The organism is Janthinobacterium sp. GW821-FHT03C08 (assembly GCF_059420905.1).
On the sequence record NZ_JBWKUP010000008.1, the window covers coordinates 303,491 to 319,112 of the forward strand.

General features: G+C 61.5%; 14 protein-coding genes and 2 pseudogenes. 8 read left to right on the forward strand and 8 right to left on the reverse strand.

Translation table 11 applies throughout. The annotated features are described in order from the left end of the window. Positions 1 to 71 precede the first annotated feature (71 nt). From AC07VL_RS13945 to AC07VL_RS13955, 3 genes are read left to right on the forward strand one after another with little or no spacing between them, the layout of a single operon-like run. On the forward strand, positions 72 to 563 hold the full coding sequence (locus tag AC07VL_RS13945; RefSeq protein ID WP_494806405.1) for a GNAT family N-acetyltransferase: 492 nt from the start codon (positions 72 to 74) through the stop codon (positions 561 to 563). Then, on the forward strand, positions 560 to 1,273 hold the full coding sequence (locus AC07VL_RS13950; protein ID WP_494806406.1) for an aspartyl/asparaginyl beta-hydroxylase domain-containing protein: 714 nt from the start codon (positions 560 to 562) through the stop codon (positions 1,271 to 1,273). Before AC07VL_RS13945 ends, AC07VL_RS13950 begins: the two co-directional genes overlap by 4 nt. Beyond that, positions 1,270 to 2,286 (forward strand): sulfotransferase family protein, encoded by a 1,017-nt coding sequence (locus AC07VL_RS13955; RefSeq protein ID WP_494806407.1) that lies wholly within the window; start codon positions 1,270 to 1,272, stop codon positions 2,284 to 2,286. Before AC07VL_RS13950 ends, AC07VL_RS13955 begins: the two co-directional genes overlap by 4 nt. 165 nt (positions 2,287 to 2,451) lie before the next feature. On the opposite strand, the gene AC07VL_RS13960 is transcribed toward AC07VL_RS13955, so the two are convergent. Next, positions 2,452 to 4,059 (reverse strand): hypothetical protein, encoded by a 1,608-nt coding sequence (locus AC07VL_RS13960; protein ID WP_494806408.1) that lies wholly within the window; start codon positions 4,057 to 4,059, stop codon positions 2,452 to 2,454. Between the two features lie 259 nt (positions 4,060 to 4,318). Here AC07VL_RS13960 and AC07VL_RS13965 point away from each other — a divergent pair, with 259 nt between their 5' ends. The 3 genes from AC07VL_RS13965 (at position 4,319) to AC07VL_RS13975 (ending at position 6,717) form a co-directional block, all read left to right on the forward strand. Continuing rightward, positions 4,319 to 5,662 carry a sensor domain-containing protein gene (locus AC07VL_RS13965; RefSeq protein ID WP_494806409.1) on the forward strand — a complete coding sequence of 448 codons (1,344 nt, stop codon included), beginning with the start codon at positions 4,319 to 4,321 and terminating at the stop codon, positions 5,660 to 5,662. A 51-nt stretch (positions 5,663 to 5,713) separates the two neighbouring features. Beyond that, positions 5,714 to 6,136: a hypothetical protein gene (locus AC07VL_RS13970; RefSeq protein WP_494806410.1), complete on the forward strand. Its 423-nt coding sequence runs from the start codon at positions 5,714 to 5,716 to the stop codon at positions 6,134 to 6,136. 137 nt (positions 6,137 to 6,273) lie between these two features. Then, positions 6,274 to 6,717 (forward strand): DUF411 domain-containing protein, encoded by a 444-nt coding sequence (locus AC07VL_RS13975; RefSeq protein WP_494806411.1) that lies wholly within the window; start codon positions 6,274 to 6,276, stop codon positions 6,715 to 6,717. Between the two features lie 103 nt (positions 6,718 to 6,820). On the opposite strand, the gene AC07VL_RS13980 is transcribed toward AC07VL_RS13975, so the two are convergent. The 4 genes and pseudogenes from AC07VL_RS13980 to AC07VL_RS13995 form a co-directional block, all read right to left on the reverse strand. Beyond that, positions 6,821 to 9,052, reverse strand: a complete 2,232-nt coding sequence (locus AC07VL_RS13980; RefSeq protein ID WP_494806412.1) for an NADP-dependent isocitrate dehydrogenase — start codon at positions 9,050 to 9,052, stop codon at positions 6,821 to 6,823. A 309-nt stretch (positions 9,053 to 9,361) separates the two neighbouring features. Beyond that, positions 9,362 to 9,547 (reverse strand): hypothetical protein, encoded by a 186-nt coding sequence (locus tag AC07VL_RS13985; protein WP_494806413.1) that lies wholly within the window; start codon positions 9,545 to 9,547, stop codon positions 9,362 to 9,364. A 109-nt stretch (positions 9,548 to 9,656) separates the two neighbouring features. After that, positions 9,657 to 9,793 (reverse strand): annotated as a pseudogene (locus tag AC07VL_RS13990) (transposase); the annotation flags it as partial. Positions 9,794 to 9,885: 92 nt separating this feature from the next. Next, a complete protein-coding gene (locus AC07VL_RS13995; protein ID WP_494806414.1) occupies positions 9,886 to 10,803 on the reverse strand; it encodes a LysR family transcriptional regulator in 918 nt (305 codons plus the stop codon). Between the two features lie 137 nt (positions 10,804 to 10,940). Here AC07VL_RS13995 and AC07VL_RS14000 point away from each other — a divergent pair, with 137 nt between their 5' ends. Then, positions 10,941 to 12,164, forward strand: a complete 1,224-nt coding sequence (locus tag AC07VL_RS14000) for an FAD-dependent monooxygenase (protein WP_494806415.1) — start codon at positions 10,941 to 10,943, stop codon at positions 12,162 to 12,164. A gap of 475 nt (positions 12,165 to 12,639) precedes the next feature. On the opposite strand, the pseudogene AC07VL_RS14005 reads toward AC07VL_RS14000, so the two are convergent. Further along, positions 12,640 to 12,921 (reverse strand): annotated as a pseudogene (locus AC07VL_RS14005) (integrase core domain-containing protein); the annotation flags it as partial. A gap of 219 nt (positions 12,922 to 13,140) precedes the next feature. On the opposite strand from AC07VL_RS14005, the gene AC07VL_RS14010 reads away from it, so the two are divergent. Further along, positions 13,141 to 13,887 carry a 4'-phosphopantetheinyl transferase family protein gene (locus AC07VL_RS14010; RefSeq protein ID WP_494806416.1) on the forward strand — a complete coding sequence of 249 codons (747 nt, stop codon included), beginning with the start codon at positions 13,141 to 13,143 and terminating at the stop codon, positions 13,885 to 13,887. A 13-nt stretch (positions 13,888 to 13,900) separates the two neighbouring features. On the opposite strand, the gene AC07VL_RS14015 is transcribed toward AC07VL_RS14010, so the two are convergent. Together AC07VL_RS14015 and AC07VL_RS14020 are read right to left on the reverse strand one after the other, a co-directional pair. Beyond that, positions 13,901 to 14,110, reverse strand: a complete 210-nt coding sequence (locus AC07VL_RS14015) for an MbtH family protein (protein ID WP_426090144.1) — start codon at positions 14,108 to 14,110, stop codon at positions 13,901 to 13,903. Positions 14,111 to 14,176: 66 nt separating this feature from the next. Continuing rightward, the coding region (locus tag AC07VL_RS14020; RefSeq protein WP_494806417.1) for a thioesterase domain-containing protein at positions 14,177 to 15,622 on the reverse strand (1,446 nt) is incomplete at its 5' end.

The window sequence follows — 15,622 nt, forward strand, 5'->3', positions numbered from 1 at the left end:
GCAAGACGGCGTAAACATTGGCAGCATAGCAAATAGACAGCCATTTGAACCACCCCTTTTTTGGAGCGCCGGTGTATTCCCTTCCTTCCCCTTTCCACTTGCGCGACATCGATACCGCCAGCGACGGCGACCAGGCTTTTGTACGCGCCCTGTACCGCAGCAGCCGCGCCGACTTGCTGCACATGCAGGCCGAAGCCGACTTCATCGAGCAACTGATCGCCATGCAGCAGCGCACGCACGAACTGGGCTACCGGCAATCCTATCCGCAGGCGCGCCAGCTGTTGATCGAACGCGACGGCGCACCCATCGGCCGGCTGATCGTCAACCCCGGCACACAGGCGCTGCGCGTGGTCGATATCACGCTGCTGCCGCAGGCGCAGGGACAGGGAGCGGGCAGCGCCGTGCTGGCCGGCTTGCAGGCGCATGCTGCCGCGCAGCAATGGACGCTCCACCTGGGCGTGAATCACGCCAACCTGGCCGCGCGCCGCCTGTATGCGCGCCTGGGCTTTGTTGCCGAGAGCGAAGATCCTATCCAGCAACAATTGCGCTGGAGCGCGGCATGACGGCGCCCAGCACCTGGCTGCGCCTGCCCCTGTCCTTCGACGTGGCGCGCATGCAGCACGATATCGACCGCTTCCTGCCCGCCGACTGGCTGGCGCATTTCAATACGGGCGCCTATGAAAATGGCTGGAGCGTGCTGCCGTTGCGTTCGTCCGGCGGCGATGCGCGCCATATCATGTCGCTCGACGACGTGGCGTATGCCGACACGCCGCACCTGGCGCACTGTCCGTATCTGAAGCAGGTGATCGCCAGTTTCGCCTGCGACGTGGGCGCCGCGCGCCTGATGGCACTCGACGCCGGCGCCGTGATCCGCGAACACCGCGATCCCGGCACCGCGCTGGCCGACGGCGTGACGCGCATCCATATCCCGATCCGCACCTCGCCACAGGTGCTGTTCCGTATCGACGGCGAGCCTGTGCAATTCAGCGCCGGCCACGCCTGGTACATGGATGCCAGCTGCCGCCACGCCGTGGAAAACCGGGGCACGGCACCGCGCGTGCACCTGGTGATCGACTGCGTCACCAACGCCTGGCTGGAGCAGTTGTTCGCCAGCGCCGGTTTCGTGCCGAAAGCGCCGCCCAAGTATGGCGACGCCAGCATCAACGATGGCAACGTGCAGGACATCATCGAGCGCCTGCGGGCGACCGGCGAGCCGTCCGTGCTGGCCCGGGCCGACCAGCTGGCCGCCATCCGGCGCGGGGTGGCCGCATGAGCGCGCACAACGGCTTTGCGGTGCAGGAACGCCAGCTGACCAGGGGCACGCCCGTCGACTGGCACGCGGGCATGGACCTGCGCAACTGGTATCCGCTGACAGCCAGCGCCGGGCCAGATGGTGGCGCGATAACGCTGGCGTGGCGCGACATGGGGAACATCGGCTTCACCGATTCCTTCTTTGAAAACACCCTGGCGCGCCAGGAGCGCGACGAACGCCGCGTCTGCCACGCGCCGCTCGCGGCGCTGGCGCAGTTCGGCGACGTGCCGGCGCCCGACGCCTTCATCTTTCACGTGTCGCGCTGCGGTTCCACGCTGCTGACGCAATTGCTGGCCTCGCTGCCGCAATGCATCGTCATGTCCGAACCGCCCATCATCGATTCCGTGCTGCGCCTGCACCACGACCTGGGGGCGGCCGGCGACGGCATCGCCCTGCTGCGCCAGGTCATGCGCGCCATGGGCCAGCGCCGCAGCGGCATCGAAAACAGGTTCATCATCAAGTTCGACTGCTGGCATATCCACAGCCTGGAACTGCTGCGCGCAGCCTTCCCCGACACGCCCTGCCTGTTCCTCTACCGCGAGCCGCAGGCAGTGCTGGCCTCGCACCAGCGCCAGCGCGGCCCGCAAATGGTGCCGGGCCTGATCCACCCCGCCCTGCTGCCCCTGGCGGGCCGCGCCACCGCCCCCGGCGACCTCGATGCGTACGCGGCCCAGGTGCTGGAGAGCTTTTACACGGCTGCCCAGGCCCATGCGGCGGCGGGACTGATCCAGCTGATCAACTACAGCCAGTTGCCGGGGATGGTCTTTTCAGAACTGCTGGACGCCCTGCAGATCGCCTGCACGGCGCCGCAACTGGAAGCGATGCGGCAACGCTCGCAGTTTCACTCCAAATATACGGGCACGGCATATCGCGGCGATGCGCGCCCTCCGCAGGAAGAGCGGCTGGCGCAACTGGCGGCAGGCATAGTTCCCGCCTACGCGGCACTGGAACAGCAGCGCCTGCAGGCTCGGTGATGGGCTGCGTTCCGCCCGCAGTCCAGGCCGGCAGAGGCATGCCACGTCTGCAGGCGCCAGGGCGGGTGGCGGGCCGGATAGGCATAGTCCATACAGCCGAAGGGACATGAAAACCGCCGCCGGAATCGGACGCGGACTTCTCCAGGGCCGTGCCGCGGCCTAGTCCTAGCTGGCGTCGGCCTTCGGCTGCACGTCCGCCTGCCACAGGCTGACCGTCTGCCCCCGGTACGACTGCAGCAGCACGTCGTCGCCCAGCGCCGCCAGCGCCTGCTTGCGCTGTTCGCTGCGCGCCTCGGACGTCGCGTCCTTCGCGCCCGTCTGGTAAGGCCCCAGCACGGGCAGCAGGTCGCGCAGCACGGCATAGCTGCCCGGCGTGGTCGTGTCCGATTGCACCTTGCCCAGGAAATACTTGGTGACATGCGTGGACTGGCTGCCCTCCTGCCGCAGGCTTGCCCGCACCAGCTTGCCTTCCTTGTACGCCACCTGCGCCTCGCTGCTGGCCGCGTCCTCGATCTGGTGATAGGTATAGTTCTGCGATTCCGTATTGTTCGTCAGCCGCAACGGCACGCCGGGCACCAGCGACTGGTGGAAGCTGGCGCTCAGCTTGGACTGCTGCTGTTGCCTGACAGACCGTTCGTCCTGGCTGGCGCCCGCCTGCGCCGTCTTCTGCGACACGGCATAATCGAAGCCATCCTTTTCCATGCCGCGCATGGGATTGCTGAAATTGACGCTCTGCGACACGGTGGCGCTGAAATCCGCCAGTCCCGTCAGGATGGACTTGTCCTCGGCCGCCAGGCGCCACTTGCCCGTTTCCGGCGTGGCCGTCGCGGCCTGTGGCGCGGCAGTATTGCTGTGCAGGGCCGTGAAGCCATCCTTGAGCATGGCCACCAGGCCCGCGTCGCCATGGCCGCGCGAGGCCGCCTGGTCGAACTGCTTCATGTAGCTGTCCAGCGCCTTGGCCTGGCGCTCGGGGCTGCCCAGGGTATTGAGCGCGCTGGCATCGACCTTCAGGTCCAGGGTGCCGGCCACGCCGCTGAAGCTGATCGAGCGCTGCGCGCCATCGGCCTGGAAATCCAGGGTTTGCACGCCTGCGGGCTCGCCGCGCACCTTGACTTCCGCATGCAGCTTCACCGATGCCAGCGCCTGCTGGTCAAATTGCATCAGGCCCACCAGCTTGAGTTTCGGCGTGTCCTGGCCCATGCCGTCGATGGCGTCCTGGAAACCCTTCGCCAGTTCGCCCAGCGCCCGCGTTTCAACGTCGCTGAGCTCGCCGTTGGCCGACATCTGCACGGCCAGGCCGTCGCCCTGGCTGTCGAGCGACAGCTTGACCTCCACGCCGCTTTTGGTGGTGATGCTGAGCGTGACCTTATCCTCGCCATTGCCGTGCAGGTCGCCCGGCGCGATGGCCGATGCCCCGTAGATATTCGGGGTCGTGCTCGGCGGCGGCTGGCGCAGCGCCTGCGAGAACTGATAGTTGCCCAGCTTGGCCTGTCCCAGCATGGCCGCACCCAGGCCGCTGAAGCGGCCGCCAAACGCATACGCGGAAAAGCTTTTCGTCATCGCCTCGCTGACCTTGCCGCGCGAGCCGCTCTCCCACACCATCGGCGACGGCAGCTGGCCTGCCGGCACGCCGCCGTTCACGCTCTCCGGGCTGAGGGCGACGATAGTCGACGGCGTGGCGGCGGACGACGGCGCCTCCGCGCGGACGGGGCTGATGGCGGCCGCGCGCGACGGGGCGCTGTTCCAGCTGGAGAGGGGGGAAATGGAAGTCATGGGGCGGTCGCCTTGCAGGACGTGGACAGGTGCATGAGTGAAATATCGCTATCTTTAATTATTTTGCAATCAAGAGCCTACAAACGCGCCGTCCTCCCCAGATATGGCGAGGCGGCGTGCGGTGGCATGGCAATACTGCTATAACGGCAAGAAGTCGCAAAGCATGAGCGTCGGGGAAATGAAACATTTTCATGCTGGCAGGCTCATGCGCCCCAACAAGTTGTATAGCGGCCAGAAATGTCCATTAAAATGCCAGACTATGGAACACAAGATTCTGAGCGCGCCGCTGGCCAGTTTTACCGATTTATTGCTCGACGCCGTGTGCATGGTCGACGTGGAGGGGCGCTTTGTCTTTGTCAGCGCCGCCTGCGAACGCATTTTCGGCTACACGCAGCAGGAAATGATCGGCATGCAAATGATCGACCTGGTCGCTCCCGCCGACCGCGCCCGTACCCTGGCGGCTGCCCGCGCCATCATGGACGGCCATGCGCAGACGCATTTTGAAAACCGCTACCTGCGCAAGGATGGCCGCCTGGCGCACATCATGTGGTCCGCCCGCTGGTCCGCTCCGCACCAGCTGCGCGTGGCGGTGGCGCGCGATGTCAGCGCCCTGAAACAGGCGCAGGCAAAGCAGGCCGCGCTGTATGCCATTTCCGAAGCCACGCATGCGGCCGGCGACATGCCCGCCCTGCTGCAACGCATCCTGCACATCGTCGGCGAGCATTTGCCCGTGCGCAGCCTGACCCTGCAGCTGCAGGACGAACACGGCACGCAGGCGCCCCTCACCTGCCATGCGGCTGGCAGCGCGCCGCAGCCCGCCCCGCCCCTGGCGGGCCTGCTGTGCGATGAAGTGCTGCGCTGCGGCCGGGCCGTGCTATTGCAAACGGGCAAGCTGGCGGGCTTGCCGGAGGCGCTGCAGCAGGCCGCCAGCGGCCTGGCCGCCGACTGGCTGGCCGTGCCGCTGTATTCGTCGCGCGGCAGCATCGGCGTGCTGGCGTGGCAAAGCGGCCAGGATGACGTCATGAGCACGGAGCAAGACCAGGACTTGCTGCAATTCGTCGCCAAGCAGCTGGCCACGGCCATCGAGCGCCAGCAGCTGCACACCCAGATGCAGTTCATGGCCATGCACGACGAACTGACCCGCCTGCCGAATCGCCGCCTGTTCCACGACCGCCTGTACACGGCCTTCGCCCGCGCCCACCGCCAGCAGGGCCGGCTGTCGCTGCTGTTCCTGGACCTGAATGGCTTCAAGCGCGTCAACGACCGCCACGGCCACGCCTGCGGCGACCTGCTGCTGCAGGCCGTGGCGGCGCGCCTGCGCGACTGCATCCGCGAAACCGACACCCTGGCCCGGATGGGCGGCGACGAGTTTGTCATCTTGCTGGAAAACAATGCCATGCCCGCTGACATCGCGCTGATCGAGCAAAAGATCCATGCGGCGCTGGCCATGCCGCTACACCTGGGCAACGGCGACGTGCTGCAAACGGCCGTCAGCATCGGCGCAGCCCATTACCCGGACGATGCCGACAGCATGCAGATGCTGCTGCGCCACGCCGACCGGGCCATGTACCTGTCCAAGTCGCGCCAGGATGCCTCGGCCTAGGAACACCGCTCCGGCCTGGCGGCTGTTGCCCCTATGCTATACTTTCCAGCGATGCTAAGACTCTTCAAAACATGGCTGGTCCTGCTGCTGATCACGGCGGTGCCCCTGCAGGCCGCTGCTGCCGGCATGGGCTGGCCGTGCGCAGATGGCAGTCCGGCTCGCGGCCAGGCGGCGCACGCGCCGGCAGCGTCCCCGATGGGCGAGACTTGCCCGCATCACGGCGACGCGGCCCGGGCAAGCGCTGCCACCGCGGATGCAGCCCCTGGCGCGCGGCAGCACGACGGCGGCGGCGCCGGCCACCCCGCCTGCGGCACCTGTGCGGGCTTTTGCACGGGCGCATGCATGCCGCCCACCCTCGCCAGCGCGCCTGCGGCCCTTCGCGGCGCGGAAAGCGTCCCCCCTTCAGCCACGCTCCTGTTCACGGGCTTCATTCCCGACGCCCTGCTGCGGCCGCCGCGCCACATGCCGGCGTAAGCGCCGGCACCAGGCACGCTGTCCTGGCCCACCCGCCTTGCCTACACGCCAGGCGGGAATTGCCGGCCTGCGCCCCTCCCCGCCATCTGGCCGGACCATGCCCGGCCATCCGACCTTATCTACCTGAGAGCTACACCATGATCAAGAATTTCCTGCTGCGGGGCGCCGTCGCCGGCATGCTGGCCCTGCCCACCCTCGCCATGGCCGCCGCGCCCGTCATCGACGTGTTCAAGAGCGCCTCGTGCGGCTGCTGCTCCGAATGGATCAGGCACCTGGAAAAGAACGGTTTTACCGTGCGCGCGAAAAACGTGGAGATGCCGGCGCAGTACCGCAAGCTGGCCGGCATTCCCGACGCGCTTGGCTCCTGCCACACGGGCCTCGTCAACGGCTATGCCATCGAGGGCCACGTGCCCGCCAGCGAGATCCGGCAGCTGCTGCGCGACAAACCCAAGGCCAGAGGCCTGGCCGTGCCCGCCATGCCCATGGGTTCGCCCGGCATGGAAGGCCCGCGCCAGGACCCGTATGACGTCCTGCTGGTCAGGCATGATGGCAGCACCAGCGTCTACAGGCATTATCAATAAAGCCGTAGTGCAATAAAAAACGCCGCCGGAATCGCTCCCGGCGGCGTTTTTTTATCAGCCAGCAGGCCAGCAGGCGCTGGCCTGGCTAAACATCAAGCCTGCATCAGATCGTGTCCAGCACCGCGTTCAGGCTGGCGCTAGGACGCATGACGGCTTCCGTCTTCGCCGGATCGGGCAGGTAGTAGCCGCCGATATCCGTTTCCTTGCCCTGCACTTCTTTCAACTCGGCAACGATCTTCTCTTCGTTGTCGGCCAGGGCCTTGGCCACTGGCGCGAAGTGCGCCGCCAGTTCCGCGTCATCCTTCTGTGCCGCCAGGGCTTGTGCCCAGTACATGGCCAGGTAGAAATGGCTGCCGCGGTTGTCCAGCTCGCCGGTGCGTGGCGATGGCGACTTGTTGTTGTCCAACAGTTTGCCCGTCGCTTCGTCCAGGGTTTTCGCGAGGATTTTCGCCTTCGCGTTACCTGTCTTGATGCCCATGTCTTCCAGCGACACGGCCAGGGCCAGGAACTCGCCCAGCGAATCCCAGCGCAGGTGGTTTTCTTCCACCAGCTGCTTGACGTGCTTCGGTGCCGAACCGCCGGCGCCCGTTTCGTACATGCCGCCACCGGCCATCAACGGCACGATCGACAGCATCTTGGCGGAGGTGCCCAGTTCCAGGATCGGGAACAGGTCGGTCAGGTAGTCGCGCAGGATGTTGCCCGTCACCGAGATGGTGTCTAGGCCGCGGAAGGCGCGTTCCAGCGTGTAGCGCATGGCGCGCGTCTGCGACATGATCTGGATGTCCAGGCCGCTGGTGTCGTGGTCCTTCAGGTAAACCTGGACCTTCTTGATGACTTCGTTTTCGTGCGGACGATAGCTGTCCAGCCAGAACACGGCAGGCATGCCCGAGTTGCGCGCGCGCGTGACGGCCAGCTTGACCCAGTCGCGGATCGGTGCATCCTTGACCTGGCACATGCGCCAGATGTCGCCCTCTTCCACCGTCTGCGTCAGCAGCACTTCGCCCGTTTCCAGGTCGGTGATGTTGGCGATGCCGCCTTCCGGCACTTCAAACGTCTTGTCGTGCGAACCGTATTCTTCCGCCTGCTGCGCCATCAGGCCCACGTTCGGCACGGTGCCCATGGTCTTCGGATCGAAGTTGCCATGCCATTTGCAAAAGCCGATCATTTCCTGGTAGATACGCGCGAACGTCGATTCCGGCATCACGGCCTTGACGTCCTTCGGACGGCCATCGGCGCCCCACATCTTGCCGCCGATACGGATCATGGCGGGCATCGACGCATCGACGATGATGTCGTTCGGCGAATGGAAGTTGGTGATGCCCTTGGCCGAATCGACCATGGCCAGTTCCGGACGGTTGGCGTGGCAGGCGTGCAGGTCCTTCAGGATTTCATCTTTTTGCGACGCTGGCAGGGTCTCGATCTTGTCGTACAGGTTGCTCATGCCATTGTTGACATTCACGCCCAGTTTGTCGAACAGTTCGGCGTGCTTGGCGAACGCGTCCTTGTAGAAAATGCGCACGCAGTGGCCGAAGACGATCGGGTGCGACACTTTCATCATGGTGGCCTTGACGTGCAGCGAGAACATCACGCCCGTCTTGAAGGCGTCGTCGATTTCCTTCTCGTAGAACTCCAGCAGCGCTTTCTTGCTCATGAACATGCTGTCGATGATTTCGCCCGCTTGCAGGGACACCTTCGGTTTCAGCACGATGGTCTTGCCCGAGGCCGTGACCAGTTCCATCTTGACATCGCGCGCTTTTTCCAGCGTCAGCGATTTTTCGCCATGGTAAAAGTCGCCGTGATGCATGTGCGACACGTGGGTTTGCGACGCCTGGCTCCACTCGCCCATCGAGTGCGGGTGCTTGCGCGCATACTCCTTGACGGCCTTCGGTGCGCGGCGGTCGGAGTTGCCTTCACGCAGGACCGGGTTGACGGAGCTGCCGATGCACTTGCCGTAGCGGGCCTTCAGGGCTTTTTCTTCGTCCGTTTTCGCATCTTCCGGGTAGTCCGGCAGCTTGTAGCCGCGGCCTTGCAGTTCGCGCACGCAGGCAATCAGCTGACCTTGCGAAGCGCTGATGTTCGGCAGTTTGATGATGTTGGTGTCAGCCAGCTGGGTCAGTTTGCCCAGTTCAGCCAGGGTGTTCGGGACTTTTTGCGCGTCCGTCAGGAATTCAGGGAACTCAGCCAGTACGCGCGCCGCCACCGAAATATCGCTGGAAACGACGTCCACGCCGGCCGGCGCGGTGAATTTTTTGATAATTGGCAGCAGGGAATACGTCGCGAGCAGCGGCGCCTCGTCAGTCAGCGTGTAGATGATTTTGGATTTTTGTGTTGCCATGTTCATTCCCTTGTATGCGGTGATGCCTGGTGGTTAACTTTCTTCATTCCAAACACAGGACGGTTAGCCTTGCTTTGGACGGCTAGTGTGCCGGCGGTGACGCCGTGCTTGCCCACCACGTATTTTAGACTGTCCTGTCGCTGTTTGTGTATCCGATGACGAGGAATCTTATATAAGACAGCAAATATCCGGCGAAGATGGGCGCAATGCACGGTTTTCCGCTGGGAAATGGCCACCGGCGGGCCGGGCGCGCATGTACAATACATAGGAAACAAATGTAAATTTATAAATCAACCCGCGCAAACGGCATCATGGGCGCTCGTTCTTGAGGATGCCGCGCACGTTCATCAAGGCCAGGCACAGGTTCAGGAAGATCAGGGCCCAGGCCCCGTCTTGCCAGCCCCAGCAGACCCACAGCACATTACTGGACAAAAATACCCAGAAGCCGGCGAAGCGCCGCGCGGCCGTACGCGAAGCCACCAGCCAGGCCGCCATTCGATCATCTCGGACATGTCGCCTCCCCGTTGATGTGAAATACACCAATATGGTCTGTCGTTGGCGTACGCCTGCCATCCTGCGCTTTGCGCTCGACGTCTGGCACGCCATACCGCTTTGTCCACGCATAGATGCTTGGATACTGACACCAAGCCGTTCAGCGACCTCAACCGCTGGGTACCCGCGATCAATCACCTGCTTGACCGCAGCGGCCTTGAATTCTTCCGTGTAGCGCTTACCACTCATGATTTCCCCTTTGCCTAAATCATGGCTCAGGAGTGTCTACAATGGTCGTGGCGATTCATTCCGCTATTCGGGCGCGTTCCTCAATTCGATTTTCATCTTGAGCCGCTCCCGACTCCTTCCAACCGCACCTGTATCAATTCCAGCAAAGCCCGAACCCGCGCAGTCACGGAATGCCGATGGCTGTACACGCCAAGCAATTGCAGCGGCGCAGGGCACAAGTCCAGCGGCACTTCCCGCAATCGGCCCGCGGCAAGATCGTCCTGGCATGGATAGGCCGCCACTATCGCGAAGCCGATGCCTTGCCGCGCGCCCGCCAATGCCAGCTCTCCGCTGTTGACACGATAGCGGCTACGCACGGCTACCTTCACGATTTCGCCTACAGCGTCGAGAAACTGCCAGGGCTGGCCCTTTAACGCGCTCAAGGTGGTAATGCAAGGCAATGACCTCAGTTCGCGCACGTGGCGCGGTATGCCAGTTTTAGCGAGCAGTGCGGGCGCCGCGACCACGATACTGGGCAGCGTAGCGAGTTCGCGGGTAATGAAGGTACTGTCCTCCTGGCGCCCACGATGGAAGACGATGGACAGATCCATGTCTTCCCGGAGAGCTTCCAGACCGGTCAGGCGCGTGTCGCATTCCAGTTCGACGCCGGGATGGAGGCTACAGAATTCGGCCAGGATCGGAGCTAGCAGCCTTGGCGCTTCGCCTGGCATGCACATCCTGAGGGGGCCGCGCAGTTCACGCTGCACCGCGCCAAGCTCTTCCTCGGTGGCGAGCAAGGCGTCGAGCAAGGGTTTGGCGCGTTCGTAGAGTAGCCTGCCAGCTTCCGTCATGCGCAGGTGGCGGGTGCTGCGTTCCAGCAGGCGGACGCCCAGCATGCGTTCCAGCGTGGCGACGTGGCGGCTGACGTTGGAAGATGGCAGGGTCAGCAGCCGTGCCGCGCCGGCAAAGCTTTGTTCATCGACGACCGCCACGTAGACACGGACCGTATTCAGGTCGAGGGCATTGCGCATGATTATCCCGATTAAGGTATGAAAGTGGCCAATTTTCACATACTAGTGTTCCACAGTGGCGGAATCTAAGATGCCGTGTCGTCCGATGGATCGCCGCCGGCGGCGCATCGGGACGGATTGAATAGGAGAGTTTCAACATGGAAATCGGAATACTTGGCGGCGGCATTGCAGGGTTGAGCGTGGCGCTTGCATTGAGCAAGCGGGGGTACAGTCCCCGGGTATATGAGCGCCGGACGGGGCCTGCGACGATGGGGGCTGGCGTTACGCTCTGGCCCAACGCCGGCTTTGTGCTAGAGGAACTCGGGCTGCTGCAAGACATCGCTGCAGTGGGAGGCCAGCCAGTGGCCATGCATCGCCAGGATGCCGCGGGCAATTCTTTGGGGGGCCTCGATATTGCGCTGCTGGACCAGATCATGGGGCATCCCACCCATACGATTTTGCGCCGGGACTTGCAGGCGGTACTGCTGGATCATGCGGCACAGGCCGGGATCCCGGTTGAATTCGGGCATCGGGCGGTGGCGATCGACCTCGATGCTAGCGGCAAAGCCGTGGCGCGGTTCGAAAACAAGGTAAGCATTCGTCCGGATCTGCTTATCGGCGCCGATGGCCGCATGGACTCGGTGGCACGCCGGTTCGTCGCGGGGGACAACACGCCAGTTTATCAGGGCTTCGTGAACTGGGTGGGTGTGGCGCAGGGGGAGCGTGCATTAGTGGGCGATATCGCGATTCGGGATTATTGGGGCTCGGGTGATCGCTTCGGTTGCGTGGCGGTCCGGCCGGATTTGGTCTACTGGGCGGCGGCGCAGGCACGGCCATTGCCGGGGGCGGCGCCCGTAGCGGATATGCGTAAGGAGATTGAGGATCTGTTCGCGGGATGGCCGGAGCCTGTCACCCGCATCATTCAGGCGACACCGGCGCATGCCGTCCGACTGATCGCCGTGCACGACCTAGAGCCGCTGCACACGTGGAGCCGGGCCAATGTGCTGCTCGTGGGGGATGCGGCGCACGCACCGTTGCCGACCTCCGGCCAAGGCGCCTGTCAGGCGCTGGAAGACGCCTGGCATCTGGCTCGGTGTCTGGTTGGGACGGACGGCTGCCTCGATGAAGCCTTGCTGCGCTTCGCGCAGATACGCGGGCCGAAGACCACAAAGCTGGCCGAGCAGGGTCGCGTTTTCGCGCGCGGCCTGTTTGCCACTGATCCTGAAACCTGCCGCATTCGTAATGAACGCGCCAAGGCGTCCGATCCCTTGCGAGACGTGCATGCCTTGGCCGCCGGATGGGCGCAGGGTTTGCCGATGGACGGCTGCACGGACGGCACATCGGTGGACAGCGTTGGCTCCGGCAGTCTATACCGCCTCTGAAAGACTGCACCAATGTAAACACAGTATGGCGTCTCCGGCCACAAGACGCCTCGCTGCTGAGCGAACCGGGGCATTTTCTGACACTTTCCTTTGATAAGCTTGTGAAAGGGAGCGAAAACATGAAACCAACGACATATACACCGAAGTTCCGGCCTTAGCCGAGCTCATCAATGAAGAGCGGCCTGATCGACATTAGGATCGGGCCGTGTAGACATTGCCTCAACGTTACAATGCTCGAGTCTTGAAACGAAACTTTAATCGAACGACATTAGCACCGGAAGGTGATTTTTTGGGGTTTTTTTGGTGGTATGGGGAATGCCCACTTCACTGCCAAGCAATTGAAGCCCAGAACCTGAAGGCAACATGTGGGCGATCGATTCCTGGATGAAAAGTTTTCCTCTCCGGACTTATGCAGTCGTCGCATTGTCCGTTGTCCGATAATCCCCCTATTTTTAGAACACTCTAAAAGTAGAGGTTAAGCGACCATGGCAAGCTTCTGTTTTGGTGTAATGCTGTCAAGTGCTATGTTGGGCCGATCGTGATTGTAAGTCCACAGCCAGCGGCTTGCGAAATCCTGAATCTCATCGACCGTTTCAAACAGATGATAGGTCAGCCAGTCGTAGCGCACCCTGCGGTTATAGCGCTCGACATAAGCATTCTGCTGCGGCTGGCCAGGCTGAATGAAGTCGATGCGAATGCCGCGCTTGGCGGCCCAGGCCAGCGTCACAGCGCTTACATACTCTCGGTCGCAACCAATTTTATGCGCGGGCAGGACAGATCTGTCCAGTTTGAGGGCAGAAGTGCCATGCCGGGATAACTTCGCCCTCCGATCAACAAGGCGACAGAACCATTCATTGCACTCGTTCACGTATAATCAATGCACTACGCGCATAGCCTAAAGTCGTCATCCTGGCCAGCCACAAAACTAAAGAAACGCTGAGGGACAAGGTCGCCACAGTTTTCATCGGTAATTACTATGCCCTCCATAAAAAGAATTTCCCATGATGATTTCACCTCTTTGCATCCCTTCGGCCTGCAATACGCTCAACTACTGAACATCGATATAAATAGCCATGTCTTGAACATACAACTGATCAGTTTTGAAGCGGAGCGATTTCACACGGATGCATACCAGCATGCGGCTTTGCCCCTGCCTCACCATATCCATCAAAGCCGAAAAATACGTCAGGCTGAATTCTTTTTTGGCCGATTGACTGCGCGCATGGCGCTAGGCGAATATGGGCTGGGAAGATTGGAAATCCACACCGGGCTCAACCGTGAGCCCATCTGGCCCCCTGGCATGCTGGGATCCATTACTCACAATCGCAATCTCAGTGGAGCAGTGGCGCAGAAGTATGGCAGTGTACGTGGCATCGGCATCGACTTGGAATCGACAGGCACAACAGAACAGCACGACGCCATCGCATCGGTCGCCATCAATTCGGATGAATTGTCCATAGTCACATCCTCCTCATTCACGTTTGGCCAGACAATGACGCTATTTTTCTCCGCCAAGGAATGTTTCTATAAAGCGACGTACCGCGATGTAGGCCATTTCTTTGGCTTTGAGGCAATCAGCATAACGGGAATAGACGCGGCGACAGGCAGGCTAAGCTTCGTTGTGCGCGTACATCTGTCGGATAGTTGGCCGGCCGGAGCGACCGGCACTATCCATTTCATCTATCTTGATAACACCGACCTTCTGACCATTTTCATCTGGTAATACAATCACGGATTCACGACGTCATTTCCAAACGTAGTGATAACGGCCGCATGTCAATCCATACTTCGTCGATAAAGGCCATGCACTCGTCCTTCCCTCCCTGCTTGCCAACCTTCTTCCACCCCAGAGGTACTTCGCGGTCCTGCAACCATAGTGAATATTGCTCTTCTTCATTCACCAAAACTTCATAAACAACGTTTTCTTGAGATTCAAAATTCGACATACGGATTTCCTTTATTTATGTTTCACATTGAATAAAATATACTGCCACTATCTGCCAACCGCTCCTTCAGGAGGCCCTGCTTCGCATCGCTACCGCCATCATTTCAGCCAGCGATAGTACATGCGGCGCCTTCAGCATGCTGAAATGGTCCCCAGCGGTCACGTAAATATTGTCAGCAACTGCTGTCTTCACGACGCCTGCGGCCCGATACTCATATACAGGAAGGGCGTCACCAGTACTGTCGCCGCTGCCCAGCAGTGTCAGATAGTGTCGTGAAATACCAACCTCTTGCTGCAAATGCCACCACACCTCCGCATCCACATAAATGCCGCACCACTTAGATAACAAGGGCATGGCAGCATCGCGGGCGGCATCACTGAACAGACTATCGATCTTCAGGTTCTGTGCCTCCATCTCCGCTTGCATGCTGGCCAACTCAAGCGGCAAAAAAGATGATCCTCTCAATGCCGCGAGCGTGCCCAACACGGCGTCTGCCAGCACTTGTTCAGGGAGGTCGCGAGCCATGACGCCGTGCGTCGTATCGAGTATCGCAACATAGGCAACATCCGCACCACGCAGACGCAAGACATGCGCAATAGCAATCGCAAACCGCCCACCGGTAGACCAACCTGCCAGGAAGTAAGGGCCCTCCGGACACTGTTGGCAAATCTGATCCGCATACGCATTCGCCATGACTTCAAGACTGAGGTAACGATCCGCCAGCCCTGCCGCTTCAGGCGACTGGATACCATAGACCGTCGCGAATGACTTCAAGGAGTCGGCCAATTGCCGATACGCAAACACCCTGCCGCCGACAGGATGAACGCAGAACAGCGTCGCAGGTGCTGCATTCGACTGTAAGGGCACAAGCAATGCATTTTCCTGCTTTGCAGAAGCTAAGCTGGCAGCCAGCCCTGCAATAGTAGGCGCCGCAAAGAAGTTGGCTAGCGAGCAGATCAATCCCATCCTCTGCTTGATCAAGTGCAACAAGCGCACCGCTTGCAAAGAATTGCCTCCCAAAACAAAAAAGTCATCATGAATTCCAATCTGCTGAAGCGCCAATACGCTGGCCCAAATCTCAGCTAGTTGTGACTCAATGGCGGAGCGGGGGGCAGCAACGCATTCCTGCCTGTTTCCCCTTTCTGGCGTAGGTAATGCCTTGCGATCGATTTTCCCGCTGGGAGTCAGCGGCAATCTATCGAGCGGAATAAAAAACGCCGGGACCAGATAGGCAGGTAACGTGGACTGTAATGCCATCCTCAATGTGGCTACATCCAACGCCGCGGCATTGCTGTGCTTCACTATATAAGCGACCAGGAGCAAGGCTCCCGTTACGTCTGCATTAGCGCAGACTGATGCTTCAGCGATATCTGGCAGCGATGCCAGAGCCGCCTCGATCTCGCCCAGCTCGATACGGTAGCCGCGAATTTTGACCTGCTGGTCCGTGCGTCCCAGATACACGATGCGCCCGTCGGCCAGCCGGCGCGCCAAGTCGCCCGTGCGGTACATGCG